The organism is Mucilaginibacter pocheonensis, from assembly GCF_031456535.1.
Lineage (GTDB): Bacteria > Bacteroidota > Bacteroidia > Sphingobacteriales > Sphingobacteriaceae > Mucilaginibacter > Mucilaginibacter pocheonensis.
Genome location: NZ_JAVDUU010000006.1, coordinates 1 through 26626, shown reverse-complemented (window position 1 = coordinate 26626; position 26626 = coordinate 1). Strand labels below are relative to the sequence as shown.

17 protein-coding genes are annotated in these 26626 nt (G+C 44.0%); 5 read left to right on the top strand and 12 right to left on the bottom strand.

Annotated elements, in window-relative coordinates; genetic code table 11:
- Window positions 1-169: 169 nt before the first annotated feature.
- From J2W55_RS25140 to J2W55_RS25110, 7 genes are all read right to left on the bottom strand, one after another.
- The gene (locus J2W55_RS25140) at window positions 170-2443 is read right to left on the bottom strand and encodes a GH92 family glycosyl hydrolase (RefSeq protein WP_310103095.1); all 2274 of its coding nucleotides are present in this window, start codon (window positions 2441-2443) and stop codon (window positions 170-172) included.
- 71 nt (window positions 2444-2514) lie between these two features.
- Window positions 2515-3537 (bottom strand): hypothetical protein, encoded by a 1023-nt coding sequence (locus J2W55_RS25135; protein WP_310103093.1) that lies wholly within the window; start codon window positions 3535-3537, stop codon window positions 2515-2517.
- Between the two features lie 37 nt (window positions 3538-3574).
- Window positions 3575-5755 carry a hypothetical protein gene (locus J2W55_RS25130; protein ID WP_310103090.1) on the bottom strand — a complete coding sequence of 727 codons (2181 nt, stop codon included), beginning with the start codon at window positions 5753-5755 and terminating at the stop codon, window positions 3575-3577.
- A 70-nt stretch (window positions 5756-5825) separates the two neighbouring features.
- Window positions 5826-6575 carry a DUF3823 domain-containing protein gene (locus J2W55_RS25125; protein ID WP_310103087.1) on the bottom strand — a complete coding sequence of 250 codons (750 nt, stop codon included), beginning with the start codon at window positions 6573-6575 and terminating at the stop codon, window positions 5826-5828.
- A gap of 11 nt (window positions 6576-6586) precedes the next feature.
- Entirely contained in the window at window positions 6587-8512 is a 1926-nt protein-coding gene (locus J2W55_RS25120; RefSeq protein WP_310103084.1) for a RagB/SusD family nutrient uptake outer membrane protein, read from the bottom strand.
- 15 nt (window positions 8513-8527) lie between these two features.
- Entirely contained in the window at window positions 8528-11704 is a 3177-nt protein-coding gene (locus J2W55_RS25115; RefSeq protein WP_310103082.1) for a SusC/RagA family TonB-linked outer membrane protein, read from the bottom strand.
- A 280-nt stretch (window positions 11705-11984) separates the two neighbouring features.
- A complete protein-coding gene (locus tag J2W55_RS25110) occupies window positions 11985-14555 on the bottom strand; it encodes a Kelch repeat-containing protein (RefSeq protein WP_310103080.1) in 2571 nt (856 codons plus the stop codon).
- Between the two features lie 419 nt (window positions 14556-14974).
- Between J2W55_RS25110 and J2W55_RS25105 the strand changes: the two genes are divergently transcribed.
- Together J2W55_RS25105 and J2W55_RS25100 are read left to right on the top strand one after the other, a co-directional pair.
- Complete coding sequence (locus J2W55_RS25105; protein WP_310103077.1) at window positions 14975-17770, top strand: outer membrane beta-barrel protein; 2796 nt, start codon at window positions 14975-14977, stop codon at window positions 17768-17770.
- Between the two features lie 5 nt (window positions 17771-17775).
- Entirely contained in the window at window positions 17776-18552 is a 777-nt protein-coding gene (locus tag J2W55_RS25100) for a GLPGLI family protein (protein WP_310103074.1), read from the top strand.
- A gap of 186 nt (window positions 18553-18738) precedes the next feature.
- On the opposite strand, the gene J2W55_RS25095 is transcribed toward J2W55_RS25100, so the two are convergent.
- From J2W55_RS25095 to J2W55_RS25075, 5 genes are read right to left on the bottom strand one after another with little or no spacing between them, the layout of a single operon-like run.
- On the bottom strand, window positions 18739-19527 hold the full coding sequence (locus tag J2W55_RS25095; protein WP_310103072.1) for an SDR family oxidoreductase: 789 nt from the start codon (window positions 19525-19527) through the stop codon (window positions 18739-18741).
- 31 nt (window positions 19528-19558) lie between these two features.
- Window positions 19559-20836 carry an L-fucose:H+ symporter permease gene (gene fucP / locus J2W55_RS25090; RefSeq protein WP_310103068.1) on the bottom strand — a complete coding sequence of 426 codons (1278 nt, stop codon included), beginning with the start codon at window positions 20834-20836 and terminating at the stop codon, window positions 19559-19561.
- A 41-nt stretch (window positions 20837-20877) separates the two neighbouring features.
- Window positions 20878-22089: a DUF6786 family protein gene (locus J2W55_RS25085; protein ID WP_310103065.1), complete on the bottom strand. Its 1212-nt coding sequence runs from the start codon at window positions 22087-22089 to the stop codon at window positions 20878-20880.
- 7 nt (window positions 22090-22096) lie between these two features.
- Entirely contained in the window at window positions 22097-22954 is an 858-nt protein-coding gene (locus J2W55_RS25080; RefSeq protein ID WP_310103062.1) for a fumarylacetoacetate hydrolase family protein, read from the bottom strand.
- A 22-nt stretch (window positions 22955-22976) separates the two neighbouring features.
- A complete protein-coding gene (locus tag J2W55_RS25075; RefSeq protein ID WP_310103059.1) occupies window positions 22977-24149 on the bottom strand; it encodes a glycoside hydrolase family 172 protein in 1173 nt (390 codons plus the stop codon).
- A gap of 316 nt (window positions 24150-24465) precedes the next feature.
- Between J2W55_RS25075 and J2W55_RS25070 the strand changes: the two genes are divergently transcribed.
- The 3 genes from J2W55_RS25070 to J2W55_RS25060 all read left to right on the top strand — a co-directional run bounded on the left by J2W55_RS25070 (window position 24466) and on the right by J2W55_RS25060 (window position 26285).
- A complete protein-coding gene (locus J2W55_RS25070; protein WP_310103056.1) occupies window positions 24466-25050 on the top strand; it encodes a Crp/Fnr family transcriptional regulator in 585 nt (194 codons plus the stop codon).
- 132 nt (window positions 25051-25182) lie between these two features.
- Window positions 25183-25899: a pirin family protein gene (locus J2W55_RS25065; RefSeq protein WP_310103053.1), complete on the top strand. Its 717-nt coding sequence runs from the start codon at window positions 25183-25185 to the stop codon at window positions 25897-25899.
- A gap of 86 nt (window positions 25900-25985) precedes the next feature.
- Window positions 25986-26285, top strand: coding sequence for a response regulator (locus tag J2W55_RS25060; RefSeq protein ID WP_310103050.1), 300 nt, complete (start codon window positions 25986-25988; stop codon window positions 26283-26285).
- The last annotated feature ends 341 nt before the right edge of the window (window positions 26286-26626 follow it).

The window sequence follows — 26626 nt, the reverse complement described above, 5'->3', positions numbered from 1 at the left end:
TTAAATAAGCCCGTGAAGTTTTAAACTTCCCGGGCTTATTGTCTTCGTTCCAATGACGTGGTTTTATATTTGTCATCCTGAGCGCAGTAAAAGATCTGATCACCAGCATACATGGCTTACAATAGATGCTTCGCTGCATTCAGGATGACAAATTGATAGTGCTTAAACCCTACTTCTCATTACTCATGGAGTAAGGCACATCGCTGGCTTTGGTTCCGCGTTGTTTATTTGGTGTTGCCGACATGCTGAAATTCAGCTCGGCACCATTTAACAGTGCCTTGTGACTAAGCCAGTTAAAATTGTATGGTTTGCCATTAATATTAAGTCCGCTTACATATTTGTTATCGGCACTGTTATTCGGCGCATTTATAGTGATGGTTTTCCCATTTTCAAGATTAACCGTTAACTTTTTAAACAAAGGGGTACCCAATACGTACTGGTCGCTGGCCGGAGTAACCGGGTAAAAACCCATGGCCGAAAACACATACCAGGCAGAGGTTTGTCCGTTATCCTCGTCGCCGCAATAGCCATCGGGAGTGGCTTTGTAAAGTTTGTTCATAGCTTCGCGCGCCCAGTATTGGGTTTTCCAGGGTTCGCCGGCGTAATTGTACAGGTATATCATGTGTTGAATAGGCTGGTTGCCATGCGCATACTGGCCCATGTTGGCTATCTGCATCTCGCGGATCTCATGGATCACTCCGCCGTAGTAGCTGTCATCAAAAACAGGCGGCATAGTAAATACCGAATCGAGCTTAGCTATAAATTGCGGTTTGCCGCCCATCAGGTTTATCAAGCCCTGTATATCATGGAAAACGCTCCAGCTATAATGCCAGCTGTTCCCTTCGGTAAAGGCATCGCCCCATTTAAAGGGATTAAATGGCGTTTCAAATGATCCGTCTTTATTTTTACCGCGCATCAGTTTGGTTTGCGGATCAAACAGCTTATGATAATTCTGGCTGCGTTTTTTGTAAACCTCAATCTCTGATGCGGGCTTTCCAAGCGCCTTACCCAGTTGATAAATGGCAAAATCGTCATAAGCGTATTCAAGGGTACGGGCCGCGTTCTCGTTGATCTTTACATCATAGGGTACATAGCCCAAAGTATTATAGTATTGTACACCACGCCTGCCGGTTGCATTTGGCCCTTCATTATTGGCGCCATGTTTCAGCGCTTCATACAAGCTGTTGATATCATATCCGCGCAGGCCTTTCAAATAAGCCTCGGCAACAACCGAAGCCGAATTATTACCGATCATACAGTCGGCATAGCCCGGGCTTGACCACTCCGGCAACCAACCGCCCTCTTTATAAGAGTTCACCAAACCCTCCTGCATTTCTTTATTGATGGATGGGTAAACCAGGTTTAGGAAAGGATAAAGCGCCCTGAAAGTATCCCAAAAACCTGTACCTGCAAAATAGTAACCCGGTAACGTTTTACCATTGATGGGGCTATAGTGTACATTTTTCCCATTGGCATCAACCTCATACATTTTATTAGGGAAGAAAAGCATTCGGTATAAGCTGGAGTAAAATGTTCGTGTTTGGTCAATAGTGCCGCCTTCAGGCTTTAAGCGGCTCAGCGTTTTGTTCCAGGTATCTTTTGCTTTTTGCTCAATAGTTTCAAATTTACCGGTACCCACCTCTCTTTTTAAGTTGAGTTCGGCCTGTTCTGCACTAATAAAGGACGAGGCTACCCGCAGGTGTACCTGTTCGCCCTTTTGGGTTTTAAAGCTAATAACCGCTCCTGCATGATCGCCCGTGTATTCGAGTGAACCATCTTTTTTCCAGTCATGCCATGCTGATGCCAGTTCAAAAGGCTTATCGATATAAATAACAAAATAGTTTTTAAAATTGACTGGCACAGCGCCGCTATTACGGGTGCTATAACCTATTATTTTTTGCTCGCCCGGAATTATTTTGACATACGAACCCTTGTCAAACGCGTCGATCACAATATGCGAGCTATCACTTTTAGGAAATGTGAACCTGAAACTGGCTGCCCGCTCCGTTGGTGTAATTTCGGTGGTCACATCATAATCGGCCAGATAAACGCTATAATAGTAAGGTTTTGCTACTTCGGCTTTGTGCGAGAACCAGCTGGCGCGTTCACCCTCATTCAATTTCAACCTGCCGGTTTCCGGGAACACAGAAAACATACCATAATCATTCATCCAGGGCGATGGCTGATGGGTTTGTTTAAAGCCAAGTATTTTATCGGCCTCATAAGTATATTGCCAGCCGTTACCCATTTTACCGGTTTGCGGTGTCCAAAAGTTCATACCCCAGGGCAGCGCTACGGCCGGATATGTATTTCCATTTGACAGCGATGGTTTAGACGCGGTGCCCATTAAAGGGTTAATATAGTCAACAGGGGTAGCAGCCGGCGACTGGGCGAATAGTTTAATTGGCAAAAGCAGGGTGGCAAGCAATGTTACTTTTTTCATTTATAGCAATTGTTGTTTATGAAAAGGCCTTACCATTTGAGTAAGGCCTTAGTTTAATAATTTAATGCGTTTTATAATTTCTTGTAATAGATCAATTCGCCAGCCTCGCCATTTGCCGAAAGCTGTGAAGGGATAAACTGCGTAATAACCAGAGCCGGCTTACCATCAACGGTTAGCGCGGTAATGGTTGGGTTTGCAAACGCCTGGCTCCCGCCGTCGGTATGAATATTTAACTTATCGGCGTTGCCAGTTTGATAATCATACAGATAACAGCGCCATGTTCCGAAATCATTTTTAGCCCCCTGCCCTTCAATAAGGCCGAAGTTAAAGTTTTGAAATTTAAGATACCCGTCCCTGTCGCCAATATTGCCTTTTACACCCCAGTATAAAATGGCATTATCAATTTGCGGCTGCGCGGTTGAGCTCCACGATGTCCAGGTTGTTGTACCCCGGGCCTGGCGGTCAACATCACAGTTTGACCAGTAATGAAAGCCAACATCAACAGCGGTACTGCTTGCTGAATATATATTTGGCGTGCCCTCGGCACAAGTAGAAAGTGTATGCGGAGCTTCATAAGTTTTAGCAACCGCGCCGTTCTGCAAGTCTGTCCAGCTGTTAAAATAACTAAATTTCAGGTGATTGTTAGGCTCCTGCTCCCAAACCAACACAAAGCCGCCCGTAGCAGTAGCGGCAATGGCAGGCTGTGACGCGCCTCCGTTATTGCTCCCGGCAAGCTCGCGGATCCATGTCCAGTGCAGCAGATCGGTTGATGATGCTACATTGGTTTTAAATGTCCCGTTGATCATGGTATGGTATACGCCTATATAACCCCCTGATGGATTAGCGATTATTTTTAAGCAGTCCATGGTTTTGCCGGTGTTATCCTTAGCGTTGTAAATTTTACCGTCAGCCGTGGTTACATTTTCAATGATACTGCGGAGCGCCGCCCGTGGCGTATCAGACGGAGGTGCCGCGGTTACTTTTTTTGTGCTGTCTTTTTGCTTATCAGCAGCAGCGGTGTTGTTGCTTTTTTGGCATGATGCAAATAGCAGCAGCAACAATAAAGTGTTCATCATCATGGTGTTCTTCTTCATAGGTGCATGTTAAGGTTATATAATTGGATTTACATTTTCACCACTTTATATCAACCCTGATACCATCGGGGCTATTGGCAAAACCCATATAAAGGGTATTTGACGATGCATCCCAGGATGTTTTTACATCGCTGATATTTTGGCCCGCGCTATCGGTCACCTTTGTTTCTTTAGGCTGTGCAGGCAACAGCACACGTACGCTATTTAATGTTTTAGCAGGGCTTTTGGCTACAAATGAGTAACTGCCGGTCTGTGATTTTTCATCATAGATCCTTGATGCGGAAGCCAAAACCTGCGGCTGCTTTTTGTTAGGTACACGACCAACCACATATAACAATGACTGTTCGCCCGGGTTTACGGTTTTTTGGGCTAATACCGGTAATTGCGGATCAAAAAGATCAATAACCGGACCTTTGATGGTATATGGCTTGCTGTCGGCGTTTTCATCCAATACCGAAACCACATCATAAGGACCACGTTCCAGGTACAGGCTGTTTTTAAATGTAAGCTCCCCTCCTTTGACATCCTTTTCATAAGCCTGTTTTACCGTGCTGATATAATTATCGTCTTTGCCGGCTTGCAGTACATATTCCTTGGGGTTTTGCCTTAACACATACACAGTGCCTTTGCCTACTTTAAATTTCTGCTCATCGCCGGTTGGATTGATATTGAGCAGTTTAAACAAATGCTGTGATGGCGCTGTAAATTTATTGCCTTTGGTGTTCCACCATTCCATTACCGACTGGTAAGGATCATCATCGCGGCCGCAATAAACCAGGACGCCGCCTTGTTTTACCCAATTGGCTAAACTGGTGTGCACCGCTGCCGATACAGGCTTCATATTGGAGTAACTTACTACCAACACCTTCACATTTTTTAATGATGCGGCGTACTGTAGGTTTTCCATGTGCACAGTTTGTACCGGAACACCGCGTTTTATTAAAGGCAGTGTTTGCCCGTAAAAGTTAGAAAACTGCGGGTCTTCAAAACCATTGTGGGTAGGAAAACGCTGGAACATGAGCGTATTACTCATTAATACACCTATACCATTAACTCCCGATACCCGGTTGGCTGATGCCGGCATACTGTTCAGCGCATTCACCATGATCTGCATTTGGGTAGAGTAGTATTGAGGTATCAGTACTTTGGTATCACTGTTGGCTACTTTGTACGGATGGGTGTAAATACGCTCGGGCCATGGCATCACCTCATAATCAGCAACCATGGGGTATAATAATTTGGCGGTGAAGGTAGCCTGGTAGTTGCGTTTGTAATCGCTCCAGTCGCGTGGCCAGTCTTCAATAGGGTCGGTCAGGAAAAAAACCTTACGACCAGTTGGCGCGGTCATGGAAACCACTGAGCCATATTCAAGAAAAGCGTTTTCAAATACACGTTCCTTACGCTGGCCGTTAAAAAAGGTAGGTTCGCGGGAGGTGCCTGTCCATACCTGTGCGATGTAGCCATCAATACCGGGCAACGAAGCCAGACTGGCCTCGGGGCTCACAATTTGCCATGATGAATAATTAACCAGCGAATGGGTTGCTATGAATACTTTAATATTTAACCCTTTGCTTTTGCCATACGCCTTGGCGTAGTTGGATACTTCTTTTATGGTTTCATAGTATAAGTGATATTTTAACTTGCTCGACAGGTAGGTATTCTCAGCCGATGCATCCTGTGGTTTCCAGGGAAAGCCGTAATATTTTTGCCATTGTTCTTTAAAGCCCGCGCTGTAACCCGCGCGTGCCCAAAACTCAGGTTCCTCCAAAAAAATGGTGGTAATGCCCGCGTTGATCACTTTTTTTACCACCGCGGTTTTCATGTATTCGATAAAGGATTTATCAGGCACTATATAAGGCATATCTTTTCCGTGGAAAATGGTATCGCCTTTCATGGTTACCTGCCCAACGCCAAGGTGGTTTTTGCCATCCCATTTACCCAAAAAATAATCTTTATAATCGCCCCAGGCTATCCCGGTCATAAAATTTACCTGGTAGCCGTGATCGCGCCATGATTTTACCCGCTGCTCAAAGGTTAACCCCGGGCGGTCATTAGCGCCGTAAACAATGGCAATGTCAGACCGTACATCAATTTCGGGTATCCATGGACTGCTGGTTTGGAAAGCAGTTTTTTCGGGCAGTTTAGCCGTGCTGGATTTTTGCGCGTAGCCGGTAAATGACAGCGCGATAAGGCAACATAAAAATAAAATGTTTTTCATAGATCTTGTTGGTAATAATCCTGTGTGCAGCTGACACGCCGGCCCTCTGCACACAGGTATTATATATTGTTTAAGGAAGGGTTACTGTTTTAACGTCGGTATAATTATAATAATTAAGGCCGTACGATATCCTTGCGCCTACACGTAAAAAGTAACTCCTTTTACCCGGCAGCGCACCGCCGGTTGTAGTAAGGCTTATAGTTTTCCCTACTGAACTGTTAGCATCAGCGCCGTTAAGCTTAGGCGTATAACGATTATCATAGTTATTGTTACCCACATATTTGTTTGAATTAACAAACACGGCTAAGTCACTTACATCTTGCTGAAAAGCAGGATTGCTGGTGCCCCGGGTAATTTTAAAACTTGTAGTTATGGTACCGTCGGGATTTATAACAGGCTCGCCCACCCATTCTATCCTTAAAAATGGTTCAACCGAAAAGTTAACCGTAGTTACATCTTTAACATCAACCGTCTGGCTTTTGTCAACAATGGTTTTACCGGCATCGTCAACCTGCACCAGGGGAACGAATGGCCCCTCGGCCGAGATCACGTTTTTCCCTGCAAACAGTTTGGTATAGTTGTAGGTACCATCCTGATACGAAGATATATAAAAAGGCGTTGGATTGCTGCTATAGCTTATCTCCAATAATTTGATCCTGGTACCTGATCCCTGCTCGGTTTGTATACTTTTACCTGTAGAGGCATCAACTACGGCCCCTTTTAACGTTACGTTAGGCGCTGCATAATTATCAACCTTTTTGCATGAGCTGCCCGCGGCAACTATCACGCTTAATGCTATACTATAAAATAGTTTCTTCATCTCACTTAAAATTAATAACCCGGATTTTGAATTAAATTCTGACTCTTCTGTATCTCGCCCTGCGGAATCTGTTCGTAATACCAGCGTACATCGAAGGTATAACGCGAGTTGCGCTCATCTAAGCGGGCGTCCAAGAAGTACTTACCGGCATCAGCCACATAAAATGGCATCAGGGTACGGTAAATAGTGCTATTCTGCTCTTTATCAATTACCCTCCAACGGCGTAAATCCCACCAGGTTTTGTTTTCAAATCCCAATTCTTTTCTTCTTTCATTACGCACAACATTAACATTGTTCAAATCGGCAGTGCTGGTAAGCAGGTTAGCGCCGGCCCTTTCGCGTATCTGGTTAATGTCTGTAAAGGCATCCTGCAGATAATTTTTATCTGACTGCCCCAAAGCGTTCAGTTCATAAGCGGCCTCGGCACGGTTCAATAAAACCTCGGCATAACGCATCTCAATCCAGGTTTGGTCTGAGCGGTTTTCAAGCACTTCGGATGTTGGCTTATCAGGCACCAGATTTTTACGGATAGAGAAACCTGAAACAGAGCAGGTACCATCGCCGGTGAAATAACCGCTTAAACCGGCTGGGTTCATGGTTGTACCGTTTGGTAATTTATAAGGCGTTTGGCTTGCATTTGCCGACTCCACAATATTATTAGTAGGATAGTGCGCGGTTGAACCAGCCGGTAAAAGCGGACTGATACCGCCAGCTGAACTACCGGTGTAAATACCACGGCGTATTTCAACACTTACACCTTTAAACACATCGCCCGGCAATATTACTGTTGCACGTAATCTTGGTTCGGCATTGGCAAACAGGTCCATAGTGTTGGTATACAGATCATATTTACCGCCGGTTGTGGTTTTAATAGTACCGTCAGCATTTTTAGGGATACCGTCAAACAGCTCCACAAAATTAAGCGTAGGGTTAACCTCGGAAGAATAACCGTTGGCGCCCATTAACTGACGCGGCACATTGTATGCGTCATAACCATGCACCGATTCGGGGTAATGATATTGACGTACAAATACATTTTCGGAGCTTGTAGCATCAAAAAACAGGTTTACATAATTTTGATATTGCGCGGTTTTATCGCCGGCTGCCCAGTTTTTTTTATAAAGACTGTATTTGCCTTCTAACAGTACGGCGGCGTCATAAGCAGCTTTGAAGTAAGTGCCAGCTTTGGCTGCCGGGATACCACAGAGCCTGTTGCCGCTGCCATCAACCAACGAGATCTGGTTATATTTGGCAATTGAACCTGCATATAGCATAGCCCTTGACTTAAAGCCCGCAGCAGCATATTTATTAGCACGGCCCACCTGGTTGGTTTCGGGTAAATTGGTATACGCATAATCAAGGTCGGTCGCTATGAAATCATAAACCTTTTCTTCTGATGAACGCGGAATTTTTAATTCATCAATACTTTGTTGTGGATATTGCAGCACTTTATCAACAATAGGCACACCGCCATAGCGCTTTGCCAAAGCAAAATAAGTAGCGCCACGGATAAAGCGGGCTTCGCCCAGCCAGGCGTTGATCTGGTCAGGTGTAAAGTTCGACGCGTATTTAGGCAGGGTTTCCGCAAAATAGTTGGCATCCCTGATAGTTTGATAGCAAAGTGACCAGGTTGTGGGTCTGTCATCAAAAGTAAGATTTTCCTGCATGGCACCATTCTGGTCGCGGCTCAAAGCTTCGCCGCTTACAGCGCTGAACGGACTGATGATCCAGAAAAAGTTTAAACCTCTTTGAGGAGAGTACCTGAAATCTTCAATAGGCAGCTCGCTGTACATACGGGCCATGTAAGCCTGTATACCGGCACTGTTTGAAAAAATGTCGTTGTCGGTAACAATGCTTGGCGGCAGCGTGTCCAGCTTTTTACATGCCGTTGTCCAGCAAAGTAATGCAGCAAATATGATATATGTGTATTTTTTCATGATCTGTAATGATTATTATAATTTAACATTTACACCAATAGAGTATATTTTATCCAGTGGATATAAATAACCGTAATTGGCCGATGGGTGCTCAGGATCAAGATATTTTAAACCTGTGATGGTTAAAATGTTATAACCGTTTGCAAAGATCCTTGCCCCTTTAATGCCCAGTTTCTTCACAACTCCATCGGGCAGGGTATAGCCCAGCTCGGCCGATTTAAGCCTTACATAAGCCGCGCTGTGGATGTTTGAAAGCGAGCTGGTATTGGCGGTTGAACCGGTAAGCGCAAAATAACCAGGTGTCCATGCGGTGTTAGGGTTATAAGGGTCAGCCTTAGGGTCTGTTGGGTGGTACCTGTCAAGGAACATACCCAACGCGCTGCCGCCACCCCATAGCGGGATGTTCAACTGCTCAATGTATGATACGCTGATACCGGTAGCGCCCTGCCATACGGTGTTAATATCAAACCCTTTGTATGAACCGCCAAGCGTTAAACCAAAAGTTGTTGTTGGCGAAGAATAGTTATTATTACTTACGTTTTGCGCAATCGGGTGTTCGTCCTGGTTATTGATCACACCATCGCCATTCCAATCCTGCAAAATATAATCGCCAACCACGGCATTACGTGATACAAACTGAGGGCTGTTCAGGATCTGCTGATAGTTCTGAAATTGCCCTTCGGCGCCATATCCCCAGAAAATATTATTGTAACGATTGTCATTATTATTGCGCCAGTTATCATATGAATTACCAAAAACTGAATGCACTTTGCTGATCCATTTGGTGCGGGTATAACCAAAAGTACCTTTAACAAAATAGTTAAAGCTGCCGATATGGTTGCGGTGATTCAGCTCAATATCAAAACCCTGCGCCTTATCGCTGTCAAGGTTTTCCTGCGGCAAACCTGCTCCTACCACGCCCGGCAAATTATCAGCCCTGGTGTTAAGCAAACCGCTTCTGTCGCGCCTGAAAACATCAACCGTTACACCCAGTAAACCATTCCAGGCCTGCAGATCAATACCGGCATTATATGTTTTGGCTACTAACCAAAATATATATGGATTAGGGATACCGCGGTTTTGCGCACCGTTAACAAAAGACCCGTCAAATACCGACCCGGGAGGCGTTGTGTTATTGCCCCCGCCTGTTGCCGGGTAGTTATAGCCTGAAAGATAATTGAACCCATCAAGATTAGTATCATCACCCAGCTTGGCATAAGATAAACGGATCTTCAGATCATCCACAAATGAAAGTGCCGAAGCGTTTTTCCAGAAATTCTCTTGCGATACCCTCCATCCTACTGATGCCCCGGGGAAAAAGCCCCATCTTTTTAGCGGTGAGTTTTTGGAGTTGGCGTCATCCCTGAAACTAAACTCGGCCAGGTATTTTCCTTTGTAATCATAATTTATCCTGCCCACAAATGATTTAGTGACAAAGTCAAAAGGGAAATCATCGTCAACCGTTGCGGTTTGGTTCAGGGCGTTACCAGACCCTAACTGATCGACAGGTAGTGATAGCTGACGCTGCGCGTTAAAGTTATCGCCTTTTTGCTCTCTTTCTTCATAAAGCGCCAGCGCGGTAACATTATGCCCGCCTGTAAAAGCGTGGTTATAGTTTAATGACAGCTGCATTAAACTGCTTGGCTTTTCATAAAACTGCCTGGTAAGTGATCCTGGCGTTTGGTTGGCTATTGGGCTGTATGTGTTAGAGTTGGCATCATAATTATACTGGTTATATGACCGCTGATATAATTTGTTGCTGGACATGTAATAGTCATAGTTATACAAACCCTTAGCGCTTAAGCCCGCCACAAACGGCACATTATAAGTTGCCGATACTGTGGACTGTAGCCATTTGTTGGCGATGAGTTTATAACCATTAATATCGGCATTAGACATAGCCACCGGATTTGAGCCATCAACCTCACCATTGTTCAGGTAAGCGGGGTTATTATTGGCATAAATACTCTGCGTTGGCACCTGACGCCAGAACGAGCGGATGATCCACCAGGCATCCTGGTAAGGCTGGTTCTTATCTTCCAGCGTTCCGCTCAGGTTTACATCTACGGTAAGGTTTTTGTTCACTTTGGTGGTGATGTTTGAGCGAAGGTTATATTTTTTATAGTTTAAATCACCGCTCTTGAAAAAACCGTCCTGATCGGTAACACCCATGCTTATAAAATAGTTGGTATTTTCATTACCGCCAATGGCATTCAGATTATGCTGTTGTTGCGGGGCGCTGTTTGCAAAAACAGGGCTATACCAGTCGGTACTGGTTTTGCTGCCGTTTTTGTAGGCGGCAATGTCGGCATCGGTATATTTTACCTGGCCGCCGTTTACGTTATGCAGCAACTGCTCGTTAACTAAGGTCATGTAATCAACAGCGCCAACAGGTTTTGGCATGTATGATGGTATTTGCCAGCCATAAGTACCAGAATAGTTTAACTCTACAGAACCTTTTTTACCTTTTTTAGTAGTTACGATAACCACACCATTGGCGGCGCGTACACCATAAACCGCGGCAGAAGCATCTTTCAATACGGATAGGCTTTCAATATCATTGGGGTCGAGCCTTGTAATGTTGTCACGGGGCACACCGTCAATAATTACCAGCGGGTTGCCAAAACCACGAATATCGAAGGTGTTGCTGAACGAGCCCGGCTCAGATGTATTTTGGGTAATACGCACACCCGCAACCTTACCCGACAACATGTTCAGCACGTTCTCGTTCTTGGTGGTCACAATCTCGCTGTTGGTAACAGACGCTATTGAGCCGGTAACCGTTGCCTTTTTTTGCGTACCATAACCTACTACCACAACCTCGCTCATGCTGGTTGCGTTAGGAATCAATGATACTTTAATGCTCGTTTGGTTACCAACAGCTACCTCCTGCGGCGAATAACCCAGAAAGCTAAAGGTGAGGGTTTGGCTGCCTTCGGCATTAATGGAGAATTTACCGTTAACATCGGTCACCGTTCCTATGGTTGTACCTTTTATTTTAATACTTACACCTGGCAGCGGCTGTGCTTTTTCATCAGTAACCACACCAGTACGGTTACTGCCCTGGGCAATAGCCGAAGTGCAAACCAGCAAAAACAAAAAGGACAGGACACAATACTGCATCCCTCTTTTAAATTTTGCCGCATAATGGGTACTATGGCACCCACCATAATTGGTAAAAATTTCCTTCATAAATAATTGGTTAAATAAGTTTATAATAATTTGCCCAAAACAGATGTTATAATTAAACGGGCTGGTTAAACGCGTTCTCATAACCTACGTTCCATTTGGCGCAACAATTATATAGCGGGTGGTATTAAAAGATGGGTTAATAAATGGATTAATAGGCCTAAAATTTCATTAACCATAGCCAATTAACCCACGCAATGATTGCGTGAACACTATTTATTGAATTTTGAAATCTTTGGATTTATGCTGTACATCCGTTCGGCGCAGCGTACCCAGTCACTGACTACCTCGGCTCGGTTTTGCCGGAACAGATCTTATCAAAGGGAACGTGGTACTCAATGCCCAGTGATTTTTGATATTCGGCTGTAAAATCTTCATAGGCCTTACGGGCGTATTCAATGCCCTTTGTACGTCTGAGCGCTTTTAGCTTGTATTTTAAAGCAGTATCATTAAACGGATCAATGTTTAAAACAACCCGGGTTATCTCCAGCGCTTTCCTAAAATCGCCGCTTTCATATATCCTTTTGATCTCTGGTAAAATTAATGGCATCAGAGCTTCTTCATAATCCAGCTTAACGCTGTCAAGCCAGGTTTCGGGTATATGCTGCAATAAGCCTCCGCGGGCAATAAGATCAAAATGATTTAATATGGACTGATCGGTATGGGTTGTTTGTTTAATGGCATCAGTTACCGCAAAATAATCGCAAAAAACATTATCACCTAATTTAAAGCAATAGGTATCATTTAAAAACGTAAGTTCAATACCTTCAATATCGGCAATAATGTTTCGCAGGTGATTAATGGTAACCCCTTTGATGTTCTTGGTTTTCGCAACGTCCTTTTCGGGCCATAAAGTGGTCGATATTTTTTTGGATACAACACCGCTTTCGTCCTTGCTGTTTAATAGTATCAGGATAAACAACTGTTTTATTTTGGGGCTGAACAGATAGGTAATATCCCGGCTATTCTTGTCATACACGGTAAATTCTCCCAGCAAATAAATTGCATTTGCCTTTTTCTCATCTTCCTTTGCATTTACTACAACCGGAGCAGCGCCTTCCGTGACCGGCTGCTGCTGTTCAACCTTGCCAGGTTTTCTTTTAACAATTATCACCCCCGCAGCAGCCAGCAAAGCTGCCCCTATTCCCCAAAACAAATATTTATAAGCTGAACCGGCGGGTACAACTGCCTGCTGCGCCCGTTGATAATCCTGCTGGCTTACCGGCGGAAACTCCAGCGCCAGTATCCTGATGGTTGAGTTGGATGGTGTTGTAAATTCCTGTATGGCACAAAAAAACTCATCCTGTTTAGGGTTAAAAAAAAGGTTAATATCGCTCTCAATACGCTCAGATGTAACAGGGATGGTTCCGCTGACTACTTGATACGACCCATCCCTGATGGAAAATTTATATAAACGCAATTGGGTTTTTGACCTTTCATGCGGGTAACAGAGCGCGTAAAAATATTTCTTGTCTTTTGATATGATCAGGTTGTTGGCCGGTACAAAATCTTCCTCATTAGGTTTTATCTCCCAGCACTTTTTTACCACATGGGTTGTAAGGTTAACCCGGTAAAGATCATAAAAATGCCTGCCGCCAACAATTTGGTTGCCCGACTGGTTGCCGTAGCCGCCAAATATATACACCTCGTTATTTTCATTGGCCTGGCTGCTGGCCGAAAAAAAGCGGGGAGTGATCCTGTCGCCGGTAAATACCTGCTTATCCCAGTTGTCTGTTTGCTTATTGTATCTGAAAAAATCATTATGATAGGCAAATGAACCATAGCCGCCAAAAAGGTAGAGATCATTCTGGTCATGATCATAAAATATATTATGATGGTGCCTTTGCTCCCTGATGTTCGCATTGCCAACTACCTCCCATTTTAAGGTAGTAAGGTCAAACGCCGCAATGCAGGGCGATGGTTTGGGCGCCCGCAATACCTCATAGGTATAGCACTTATTCTCTTTTGTATTTACGACGCTTTTGCCAAGCAGCAGTGGTACCGGAATTTTTTCCTGAAAAGCCTTGGCCGATACATTGCCGCTTTTCATATCATAAGTAAGCAGCGAATCACTTTTAAATATGATCAGTGTTTGATTACCGGGGTTAAAATTAACTCCTGCTACTTCATGGAATTTAAAGCTGGCCCGCTTTTCCCAAAAATAGGAACTATTGATAAGCCAAACAGGGTTATCTACATGGCCGCGCACCTCGCCTGCGCTATCATATACATTATTGCCCGACCACTCGTTTAGCGCAAACGTATAGCTTTTATTACCGTCGCTTATTTTTAAATTTCTGACGGCCATTTTAGGCACATCAGAGTAATGAGGGTTTTTACCGAAGGTGATAACCGGTGTTATCTTACTGTCGAATCCAAAATCACTGGCTTTGTACCACTTACCATTTACGTAAAACCCTACCGTATTGGCCTTTAAATCGATGTAAACTTTTATTCTTATCCAGTTTCTTTTATTTAACTGGGCCAAACTAATGGGTATTTTGATCTTGTTGCTCTTGCTGTCAATATTAAAATTTAAGCTGGGCGATCCGTTAAGGTTATAAATGTAAGTAAGGCTGTATGAATTGCTGCGGCTGTCAATAATGTTAAACACATACCCCAGGTGCTCGTTATCCCATAACGACAGGTCAAAATCCATGGCCAAATGATCATAAAACGTAGGAATATCAGAGGCAAACACCGTATATGACGTGCGTTCGCCCATCAGATAGTCATTTGATTTAAACATTAACCCCTGGGCATTGCCTTTAAGTACAGGCAACAGCATAACAAAAAGCCATAGGATCTTATATACCTTTAAATTCAGCAATAAACCTTTATCTTTTTCTATCATTTCCAGGGTACAAATTTACTTTAAATCAATCGGGGCGGGGCGCTTAAATAACTATGCTAAAATATACTTTTTTTAAGTAACAGATGGTTACCCAAATTGGCCAGTTTAAGAAAATGCAGAGGTGGCTGTTGCAAAACATTAAGTAGGTGAGTGTAAGCACACGCCGCAAAAAAAGCCATTTATGATCATTGGCCTGCATTGCCGAAAGTATTATTTGAGGTGCGAGGTATGTTTTATATCAATAAGTACCTTCTCAAATATTACGATGTACAAGAATCTGTCCATCTAATTATTATTTATCTGACAATCAATACATTAAATAAAATCAATTGTTAATAAATGTTAAATCCACATATAAAATACCAAAACAACTTTGATTACTAAATTTTTAGTTATATCTTGTTTTCACAAATAACCTTATGAAAATCACAATTACTGCAGTAATAATACTTTGTTTAAGTACTGGTGTATTTGCGCAAAACAATTATTCAATAAAAGGTTCCGTAGCCGATACCGCTTCCAAATCAAAGCTCACCAATGCCACAGTTAGTGTATTAAATGCCAAAGATTCCATACTTCAAAAATTTACCCGGGTAAGCGATGGCAACTTTGCTATATCTAATCTAAAAAAAGGCAAATTCATATTGCTGGTTACCTATCCGGGCTATGCCGATTATGTTGATTACTTTACCTTAGATTCTGCACATGTCACGCGTGATTTTGGCCGCATCAGCCTTATACTTAAATCAAAGCTGCTTGCCGAAGTAATTATAAAAGGTACCGCGGCTGCTATTAAAATAAAGGGCGATACCACAGAATACAATGCCGCTGCCTTTAAAATACAGCCAAACTCAAAGGTTGAAGACCTGCTTAAGCAATTACCGGGCATACAGGTTGACAAGGATGGCAAAATTACCGCGCAAGGCCAAACAGTGAATAAAGTATTGGTTGATGGTGAAGAATTTTTTGGCGACGACCCTACCCTGGTAACCAAGAACATACGCGGCGATATGGTTGATAAAGTACAGCTTTATGATAAAAAAAGCGATCAGGCTGCGTTTACCGGTATAGACGATGGAGTGAAAAACAAAACCATCAACATTAAACTTAAGGAAGATAAAAAGAATGGCTATTTCGGCAAACTGGATGCGGAGGGCGGCACCGATGGTTATTACCAGGAACAGGCCATGTTTAACCGGTTTAAAGGGAAGCAGAAGTTTTCGGCCTATGGCACTATTGGCAATACGGGCAAGGTAGGCTTGGGATGGGAAGAGAATTCAAAATATGGCGGTGTTGGCCTGGAAGTTACCGATGATGGAGGACTTTATTTTAATGGCAGCGGCGGCGGCGACCTGGATTCATTTAATGGCAGGTATGACGGGCGGGGCATCCCCCTTGCGCGCGCTGGCGGGGCACATTTTGATACCAAATGGAATGGCGATAAAGAAGCAATTAACAGCAATTACAAAATTGGCTCATTAAATGTTGATGGTAACGTAAATACCCAGACGCAAAATAACCTTCCGGAGGGCAAATATATCAACACCAATTCTAACCAGGATTTTCACAATCATATTTTTCGCCAAAAGCTGGATGCCACCTACCAGATCAAGCTTGATTCAACCTCCAATTTAAAAATAGCTGTTGATGGCACAACCAAAAACAACACTACCAACAGTTCGTACAATAGCATCAGCCGCCGCAGTAACGATACTTTACTAAACAGAAATAACAGGAATGTAACCAATGACGGTAACCAAAAAATATTTAACGCCAGTATATTCTACAATAAGAAATTCAAGAAAACAGGCCGCACTTTTTCGATAAATGTAAATACGGCTTTAAATCAAAATGAAACCAAAGGTTTTTTAAAATCAGAAACAGATTATTATGATGACCAGGGCGTGCTTGATAGCTCCCGTACCAATAAGATAGACCAGTATAAAACCACCCTGAACAAAAACTCCGTAGTAAATACCAACCTCACCTACTCCGAGCCATTCACCAAAGCATTTGCCGTGGTTTTAAACTATGGAATCAGCATAAACAATGGCCGGTCAGACAGGCGCACATTTGACAAATCACCGTCAGGCGAGTACAATATACTAAATGACAGCCTGAGCAATAATTTTAAATTGAACCAGCTATCCAACCAGTTTGGGGCCATTTTTAATTATAAAAAAAATAAGTCCATCATCAACTTCGGTACCAGGGTATCAACCGTAAATTTTAAACAGATTGATGAATTTACCGGTAATATATTTACCCGCAATTTTGTTAACTGGAACCCCCAGGCCAGTTTTCAATATAAGTTTTCACAGTACCAGGCATTCAGGTTAAATTACAATGGCAATACCAGCCAGCCCACTATTGATCAAATACAACCGGTAAAGGTAAATACCGACCCATTGAACGTAAGCCGCGGCAACCCCAATCTTAAGCCGTCATTCACGAACAGGCTGAGCGCTTCATACAATTCGTATAAAGTAATAAGCGGCCAGTCTATCTGGTTAAATGGTTCCTATTCGCGTACCATGAACCCAATAGTAAGCAACGTGGTTACTGATACCTCGGGCAACAGCACCTACCAGTCGTCAAACCTTAAAAATAAGCAAACCACCAATCTCAACTTCAATACTTCCTTTGATAAAAAAATACAAAAGCTTGATTTTAATGCAGGTGTGGGGCTTAGCGCAAATGGCAACACCTATTTTAACATGACCAATGGCCAACTAAATGAAACCAAATCATACACGTACTCGGCCCGGCTCAGGTTTTCAAAATATAAGCAGAAAAAATATGATTTTTGGTCAGGTGCCGGTCCTACCTACACCATTAACTCTTCATCGCTGCAACGGCAGGTTAACAATAACGGCCGAGGGTTTAATGCCTATGGCGGATTTAATATTTATCTGCCCGGCAAATTTGAGATAGGCTCAGATGTGGATTATGTTTTCAATGCAAAAACACAATCGTTCAACGAGGATTTTAAACGTACTACTATAAATGCCAACATTGGCAAAAAGTTTTTTAAGGACGAAAGTTTAAAGCTCAGCCTTTCGGGCAACGACCTGCTGAATCAAAATACGGGATACAACAGAACCGGGTCAACCAATATTTTAACGCAGGAACGCTACACTGCTATACGAAGATATTTTATGCTTTCGCTGGTTTGGGACTTTAACCACATGGGCGGGGGAGCACCTAAAAAATAATGATGATGAAATATATTCTGCTATCAGCCACCTTTCTATTCCTGCTTGCGGGTAACCTGCTGTTTGCTCAAAACGCGCATTTTACACAACATGGTACCATTGAGTTCGAAAAATCGGTAAACATGTATGCCTTGCTGCAAAAACAGATCAATAAAGATAATGAGGATTTTTTTCGGCCCATTTTGGAGTCATATAAAAAGACGCAGAAACAGTTCAAGGTTTTAAAAAGCACTTTAACTTTTGCCAATAATAAAACTTTGTTTACCCCAATTGAGCCTGAAACCAACCAGGGCGGTTTTTTTAGTGATAGTCCCATGGCCACCCAGGTAAATACCATTTTTACCGATCTTACTACCAGCACGATCAACAGTCAGAAAAAGGTTTTTGAAGAAACGTTTTTGGTGAAAGACAGCACACGGAAAATAAACTGGAAGATAACCAGCGAAACCCGAGACATTGCCGGTTATGCCTGCCGCCGCGCCAATGCCCTAATTCTTGACTCGATATACGTAGTGGCTTTTTATACCGATGAAATACCGGTTTCGGGCGGTCCGGAATCATTTAGCGGCTTACCCGGAATGATATTGGGTGTGGCCCTGCCTCATGAAAACATGACCTGGTTTGCTACCAAGGTAACCGATGTACCTATTGACGACAAAGCCCTGGCGCCACCCAAAAAAGGCAAGGTGGTCGACAATAAAGGGTTGCTGACAACCTTAAGATCAGTAATGAAAAACTGGGGCGACTATTCTAAACTATACCTCAAAGCTTTTTCACTATAGAAAGGCATTAAAGCTTTTCAAACCCTCTTTGCGCCGCGGGCGAAGAGAGGGTGATCCAGCGAAGCGTAGATCGGGTGAGTTGTAGCCGAGAAGCATAACGCAGAAGATCCTTCACTTGATTCACTGTGATAAAAATGTAATGGAGACGCACTATTGCATCTCCATTACAAGATATTCTACCCTACATCAGGCATTGGCCAGCGCACGGTCAAGGTGCACATAGCCCCCGTCAACATATACCAGTTGCCCAGTGGTATGGCTTGATTTTGGCGACAGCAGGAAAGCCGTTGTATTGGCAATTTCCTCGGCTGTGGTCATGCGGTTGCCCAGGGGTATCTTTGATTCAATTTCGCGCAGTTTGCCATCCGGGTCGGCCAGTGTTTTTATCCAGTTGGCGTAAAGCGGTGTCCAGCACTCGGCCACTACAATAGCGTTTACACGTACCCCGTATTTCAATAATTCAACCGCCCACTCGCGGGTAAGGGCGTTGCGCCCGCCGTTTGATGCCGCATAGCCCGAAGTATGCCCCTGCCCGGTATCTGCCGTTTTTGAGGTGATATTTAATATAGCGCCTCTTGATTTTTTCAATTCCGGCAGCGCGTGGTGAGCCATCAGGTAATAATGCACCACATTTTTATGCAATGATGCTATAAACCCTTCATAATCCCCGCTTTCAAGGCCCACGCCGTCATTTACCCCGGCGTTGTTTACCAGGCCATCAATGCGGCTAAACTGCGCCACAACGGCTTTCACCGCGTTCTCACTTGCTTTTGGATCGGTAAGCTCGGCTACCACCTGGAAGGCTTTGCCGCCCGCGGCTTCAACGGCCTGTACCACTTTAAGGTTATCAGCCTCTACACGGCCTACTATAACCGGTATGGCGCCTTCGGCGGCCAGCACCTTTACAATCCCTTCGCCAATGCCCTTAGCACCGCCTGTTACTATAATTACCTTATCTGTGAGTTCTAAATTCATCGTTATACGTTATAATAATTCAATACTTTAATTAATGGGCCATGGTTAATTTCACTTCTTTAACCCGCAGGTTTTTCACTGCAAAATAAAACACAAACAAAAAGCAGGCTGCAGGTACCAGGTAAGCTATCTGAATATTGGTTAAGTCAGACAGACGGCCCATGATCGGTGGGAAAACAGCACCGCCTACAATGGCCATGATCACCAAAGACGACCCCTCTTTAGTTTTACCGCCCAAACCGCGAATACTTAATGAGAATATGGTAGGAAACATGATCGACATAAAAAACTCAACCCCTATTAATGCAAATACAGGGAATTTGCCATGCAGAAAAACCGACAGCACGATCAACGCCACATTGGTGATGCCAAAAATAGCCAGCAGCTTTACCGGGTTTATAAACGTCATCAGGAAGGTACCAATAGCCCGGCCAGCCAAAAACGCGAACATGGCCGCGGTTAAATAATAAGCTGCAGATTTTTCGTCCATGCCGGCCACACGCTCAGAAAAACGAATAAAAAAGCTGCCTACGCAAGCTTGCGCGCCCACATAAAAAAACTGGGCAATTACGCCGGCCCGCAGGTTCTTTTCTTTAAACAGGGCGCTCATTCTTTGCAGCAGCGACAGGCTTTCATGATGTTCCATTCCTTCGCCTTCTTCGGTAATTTGGGGTAAATGCGTTCTGTATAATAATATAGCAACAATTAAAACGCCCACGCCTATAATAATAAAAGGCATTTGTACTGATGATGCCTCTTTATTTAAATACTCATTGAGCTGTGCAGGCGACATGGCGGCTTCCTGCGCAGCGGTTAAGGTTTTTCCTGACAAAATAACCAGGCCACCAACAAACGGAGCTAAAACCGCGGCCAAACCATTAAACGATTGCGCAAAATTGATACGCTGTGTAGCCCCTTCAGGATCGCCGATCACCGTGATATAGGGGTTGGCTGCAGTCTCCAGAAAAGCAGCTCCCGAAAATATAATGAACAACGCTCCCAGGAAAAACGCGTAATTCCTTACTATTGACGCGGGATAAAACAAAAAGGCACCAACAGAAAACAATATCAGCCCCAACAATATCCCCCCTTTATAACCGTACCGTTTCATAAACTGGGCAGCAGGTATTGGTAATAAAAAGTAAGCAATGTATGATGCCGAATCAACTAACGATGATTGCAGATCGCTTAATTGACAGGCTTTTTTAAGATGCGGGATCAATATGGGATTAAGGTTTAAAGCAAAGCCCCATATAAAAAACAGGGAGGTGATAAGGGCTACTGCAAACAGATCTTTATTTTTTGCCATTTGGATGGTTGTAATTGGTTGTATAATTAGGGTTGGGTGAGTTATTTAAATGTTGTTGTAATATCAGTAAGCGAAATGCCCAGTGTTTTCAATGCAATTTTATCCAGCGCGTCCTTATCTCCGGTAAAATGGAATACGCTGTGCCTGTGCGACAGGCTTTCGCCAGGTTTCAGGAACGCGGCCGGCGATACGCTTTCAATTTCATAAAATGGCCCCATCTGGCTGCCGTTGGCCAACGGCCCGTCATTATAAGCGTTTACAGCATCGCCGGTAAACGGCTCGGTATCTGGTTTCCATTCCTGGTTCAGGTAATCGGCCTTGCTGTCCAGGTCAAACAGGGTAATGGTTAATACCTGATCGGCAGCATCATAGCTGCCCGCCATATTTTTAGCCCGATTTGGCGGTATGCCCAGCTTACCGCGCGATTTCCCGTCGGCCTTAAATAGTAAAACGCCGTTTTTATAAGCTATCCTGTCTTTGGGTATTTCGCCAAAGTAGTTGGTAGTAGCTATTTTTCCGGCAGCGCTTTGCTGGTAAGGTACAACTATTACCGTTTTTGGCGATGGGGTAAACATATCCAGGTTCCATAAGCAAGGTGCGCCGCTGGTTTTGTCCCAGGCGGCAGTACCCGCGTTTGTTATGGTATTGGCTGTGCTAAAAGCTACGGATTTTACACCGGCACCCAAATCAATGCCCAGCAGTTGTTTTACATCGGCGGGTTCCAGTATCTCAATGTCACGTTGCAGCTTTATGGTTAAAGCGGTGCCCGCGTAATTTTGCATGCTGGTATTTTTTGTTAAACTGACTTTTTTATCTGTTGACGAAACCAGGTCCCAGCTTTCATTATCAATAGCCGGCGGGGTATGCCAGTTATCAAACTCCATTTTTGTTCCCGGCTTAAAAAATAGGGAAAATCTGCCGCCTTCGGGTCCAAGCCACAGGCGGTCTTCGCCCCCATAGGCGTTCATGTGCGCATCGGGCGTTTTGGCATCAAATGTTTCATACTTTATCCAGCCAAAACTTTTGCCAGCCAACCCATCGGCCGTTGAGGTAAATACTTTAGCCTGGTATTTTGGCGAAACGATTACTTGTCCGTTGCCATCGGTACTTTTTAAAACAATTACACTGTCTTTTGCCTTTAAAAACTCCAGGTCATAGCCAAATGTACCTTTGGCAGCCGGGGTTTCTTTCTTATCGCACGCGCTTAAACCTGTCATCAGTAATGTAAAAAACAACATTTTATCCGTTCTCATACCCTCATCATTTATGTTTTGGATTAAGGCCGATGGTATTTATAAGCGTACCTATACCATCAATAGTAATTTCCACCACGTCGTCCTGCTGCAGGGTAAATGTTGGCGGCGGCACCAAACAGGTACCCGTCATTAAAAAGCATCCGCTCGGAAAATCACACTCGCTGTATAAGTAGCCCGCCAGCTCGGTAAGAGAACGTTTCATGCGCGATACCGTTGTAGCATCCTCATAAACACTGTTCCCGTTACGCTTAATAACCATTTTTATAACCGATTCGGCAGCTATGGGCTGCGGCGCTACCCACAGGCAGGGGCCAAGCGCAGCGCTTTTTTCATATATTTTAGCCTGCGGCAGATACAAAGCATTTTCACCCTCAATGCTGCGCGAGCTCATATCGTTACCAATAGTATAGCCCTGTATATTGCCCTTTGAATTAATGAACAGGGTAAGCTCGGGCTCGGGCACGTTCCATTCCGAATCTTTACGGATGTAAACTTCGGCGCCATGTCCTGAAACCCGTTGCGCTATGGCTTTAAAAAACAATTCAGGCCGGGGGGCATCATACACTTTATCGTACAAACTTGCGCCGCCCGAAGTTTCAGACTCCTCCATCCTTGCATCCCTGCTTTTAAGGTAGGTAACGCCGGCCGCCCAAACTTCCTGGCTGCCAATGGGTGGTAACAAGTGCCCCGTAAGGTATTCATTTTTAACTTCAGCGGTTATGGGAGTAGTATCGGCCGATACCGATTGCAGGTACCCGGCCAAATCATCACGGTTGATCAGCTCGTCCCATTCATCATCAATAATATAAGCAGCATCATGGTATTCCAGCAAAACGCCTTTGGCTATTTTATACAGTTTCATCAGGTAGTTTTATATTTCAACATTAGTTAACTTCCAGTTCATCACGTGAGGGGAGTTTTGGGAAAGGGCCGTGCGGGCCGCTCTGGTACCAGAACACCGTAGAGGCCAGATCGTCCTGCAAGGGCATATACCGCCCGTCATGCCGCCAGCCCAGTGCCTGTATGGTAACCTTCAGGCTTTTCTCAAACCTTATAGGATCGGCAATATGCCAGCGGTATAAACCAAATCGCTGTGCAATGTTATAGTGCCCGTCGCCACGGATCACCTGGTGCAGCCCGCTGTATGGACTGCAAAATTCGGTATATTCTGTTTTATCCTCTTCTTTGCCATTAGCATCTTTGTGGTGGGTATCAAAATCATATGATCCGCAAAAATAATCCTCCGTGCCGGTACCATTTATGGTAGGGAACTTAGTGTCGCCATCCATAAAAAATTTGATCTCACCCTCGCCCCACCAACCGTTTTTGTTGGAGCCGTAAGCCAGGTAAGTACCCACATATTGCCCTTTGCCTTTAATGCTGTCAACCAACACAAAATCCTTTTTATAAGGCAAGGGGTTTACTCTGCGAAACTGGGCATGAAAATAAGCGGCATCATCAGGCACCTGAGTAAGCGTATAGTCAACCTGGTAATAAAGCACCATATCCTTATCGTCGATATTCTCCATAGTTATGCGGCATTTTTTGCGGAAAGGCATAGGCCAGTAACAGTTAAAGGCGCTGCCCGGGTTTACCGCCACCGCCAGCGATTGCAGGGGGGCATACTTACCCCAGCCCATGCAAAAAAAGTCGCCCACGGGTACTTCAACAGATGGGGTTGTTTCATCGTCCCAGTAAAAGCGGAGTATAGAGTAGCGCCAGTTGCCTGTTGGTGTCATCCAGATATGTTGTACGGCGCCGGGTCCGTCAATTTCGGCAATAGTATAGGTGGTGCCTTTTTTGATGATCACGCTTGGGCTTACCTTCCAGGTTTGACCGAGATCACGCGAGGCATTGGCCCCGGTGCCTGTTGTAGCCATCCCACCCTTACCTTTTTCGCCGGTAAAGTTTTCGGGACTTATTGACCGCGTTTTGGCATCAGACAAACGGTAAATATTGCCCAGGTTTACATCAAGGCCGTTAAATTTTTGCTGGCCAATTGCTGACGATGTAACAAAAAGAAACATCCAGATCAAAAAAGTGTAATTCTTCATCATAAGGTATCTCTATTAACAGTTAGTTTATGCATTAATTGGAATGCACATCAGGTTTACATTGTTTGCAAATTACCGCCGGCACATAGCCATCAGGTATTCACAATCTTATTAATAATTTTTAATTTATAAATCCTGCTTTTTAAGCATAACATACCTTTATTTTGGCATTAAAAGGGCTTATTTACGCTAAATAGGGGTAAGAATCACAGGTTTTAGCAAAAGCTAATTTATCATTTTATTAAATTAAACGCCACCTCAAAAAGAATATTTGCCTGTACCCTGCCCTGTATTATGATAAAAACCTTTTTTTTGCAGTATGCCGTTTAAACTCATACTTGATAACCTTTCCAAGCACATTCATTTAACTGCCGGTGAACAGGAAATATTTTGCACTTACTTGCAGGCAAAAAAAATAAAGCGTAAACAGTTTTTACTTACTGATGGCGACATATGCAAGCATTCGGCTTTTGTAACCGCCGGATGTTTAAGAGGTTATACGGTTGATAAAGGCGGCATTGACCATGTGCTGAGCTTTGCCCCGCCTGACTGGTGGATAGCCGATATGTACAGCCTGTTATCGCAAAAACCGGGTATCCTGAATATAGAAGCGCTGGAAGATACAGAGGTATTGCTGCTCTCAAAAGTTAACCAGGAAATTCTGTACCAACAGATCCCAAAATTTGAGCGGTTCTTTAGGATACTTACCGAAAACTCACTGGTGGCAAGTCAGCAAAGATTGATAGATGGCCTTAGCCTTACCGCCGAAGAACGCTATCATAATTTTTGTAAACGTTACCCCACGCTGATAGATCACCTGCCTCAAAAACAAATTGCGTCATATATTGGGGTAACCCCCGAGTTTTTTAGCCGCATGAGAAGTGAAATGGTGAGGAAGAAGTAGGGCCGCAGCCTCGCGTAATGTTTAGCTCGCTCTCCTTTGGAGAGGGCTGGGGTGAGGCCTTTTTTCTTAATCTACATCAAGTGCCGCCGCCCGGTATCACCTTAACTTTGTGATACTAAAAAGGTAAACATTATGGCACAAACCATTTTACATAAAGCCGGAACCCGTGGTCATGCCGACCACGGTTGGCTAAGCAGCTATCAGTCATTTAGTTTTGCAAGCTATTATAATCCCGAAAGGATGCACTTTGGCGCCCTGCGTGTATTAAATGATGATACAGTAGACCCCGGCATGGGTTTTGGCAAGCACCCTCATGATAATATGGAGATCATCTCCATCCCGCTGGAGGGCGACCTGGAGCATAAAGACAGCATGAATAATGTGGCTGTTATTAAAAACGGCGATATCCAGGCCATGAGCGCAGGAACCGGTATATACCACAGTGAATACAATAACGACAGAAACAAGGATGTTAAATTTTTGCAGATCTGGATATATCCCAACAAAAAGAATGTTGAACCCAGGTATGATCAGCTTACATTAAGCCTGGAAGACAGGCATAATAAGCTGCAACAAATATTATCGCCCAAAGCCGATGACGCGGGCGTGTGGATCCACCAGGATGCCTGGTTTCATCTGGGTAAATTTGATAAAGGCGTTGCTACCGAATATGCCATCAAAAAACCGGGTAATGGTGTTTACGCGTTTATAATTAGCGGTGAGGTTGAAATAAACAATCAGGTGCTTAATACACGTGATGCTTTGGGTATTTGGGATACCAATAAGTTTACGATAACAGCGAACAGCGAAGCTGAATTTTTGCTGATAGATGTTCCAATGGAGTTTTAATTGAGTTTTAATGATGATTGATAAGCTTTGACCGCCCCTCGCCTTGTTTGATGGCGGGGGAACGTCAGGGCGAAAAGGTAATAACAATGGATCAGATACAAATATTAGTTATAGGCCGGCATCCCGAAATATTGCAAACTGTGGTACGGTTGGTAAATAACAATCCGGACTGGAATGCAACCGGCTGCATTACCGATGAGGAAGCAATAGACGCTTTTAATAAGCAACGCTTTGCTCTGGTACTACTTGGTGGCGGTATTGAAGATGAATCAGAAGATAGGTTATGCGCTTATTTCAGGAGTAGCAATCCTGATGTTAAAATAGTACAGCATTACGGAGGTGGCAGTGGATTATTAAGTGCGGAAATATACGAGGCCCTGGGATAACAATATCAATTGCAGTTTTAATGTAGAGACGCATGTGATGCGTCTTTTTTTATTGGCTATGCTTTTCCTGCTCACAAAGCGAACAGTTAACGTTTGTATAATTCCTTCTATTGAAGAGGGGGTAAGATAGATTCCAAAATGGCCGCGCAAGGCTTATAAAGTAAACCAAATTCGCGATGCGGCTAAACCCCTTCCTACTCCTTCCCCGGGGAAGGAATCGCACAATGCTCAAGCTTTCTTTTATCCAGTGGTGACAGCGTTTTGTCAGTAGGGTATTGTTTTTAAGCGACTGATTACCAGGAGTTCACGGGTGTTCACGAGCGTTCACGGGGCGTGAACAT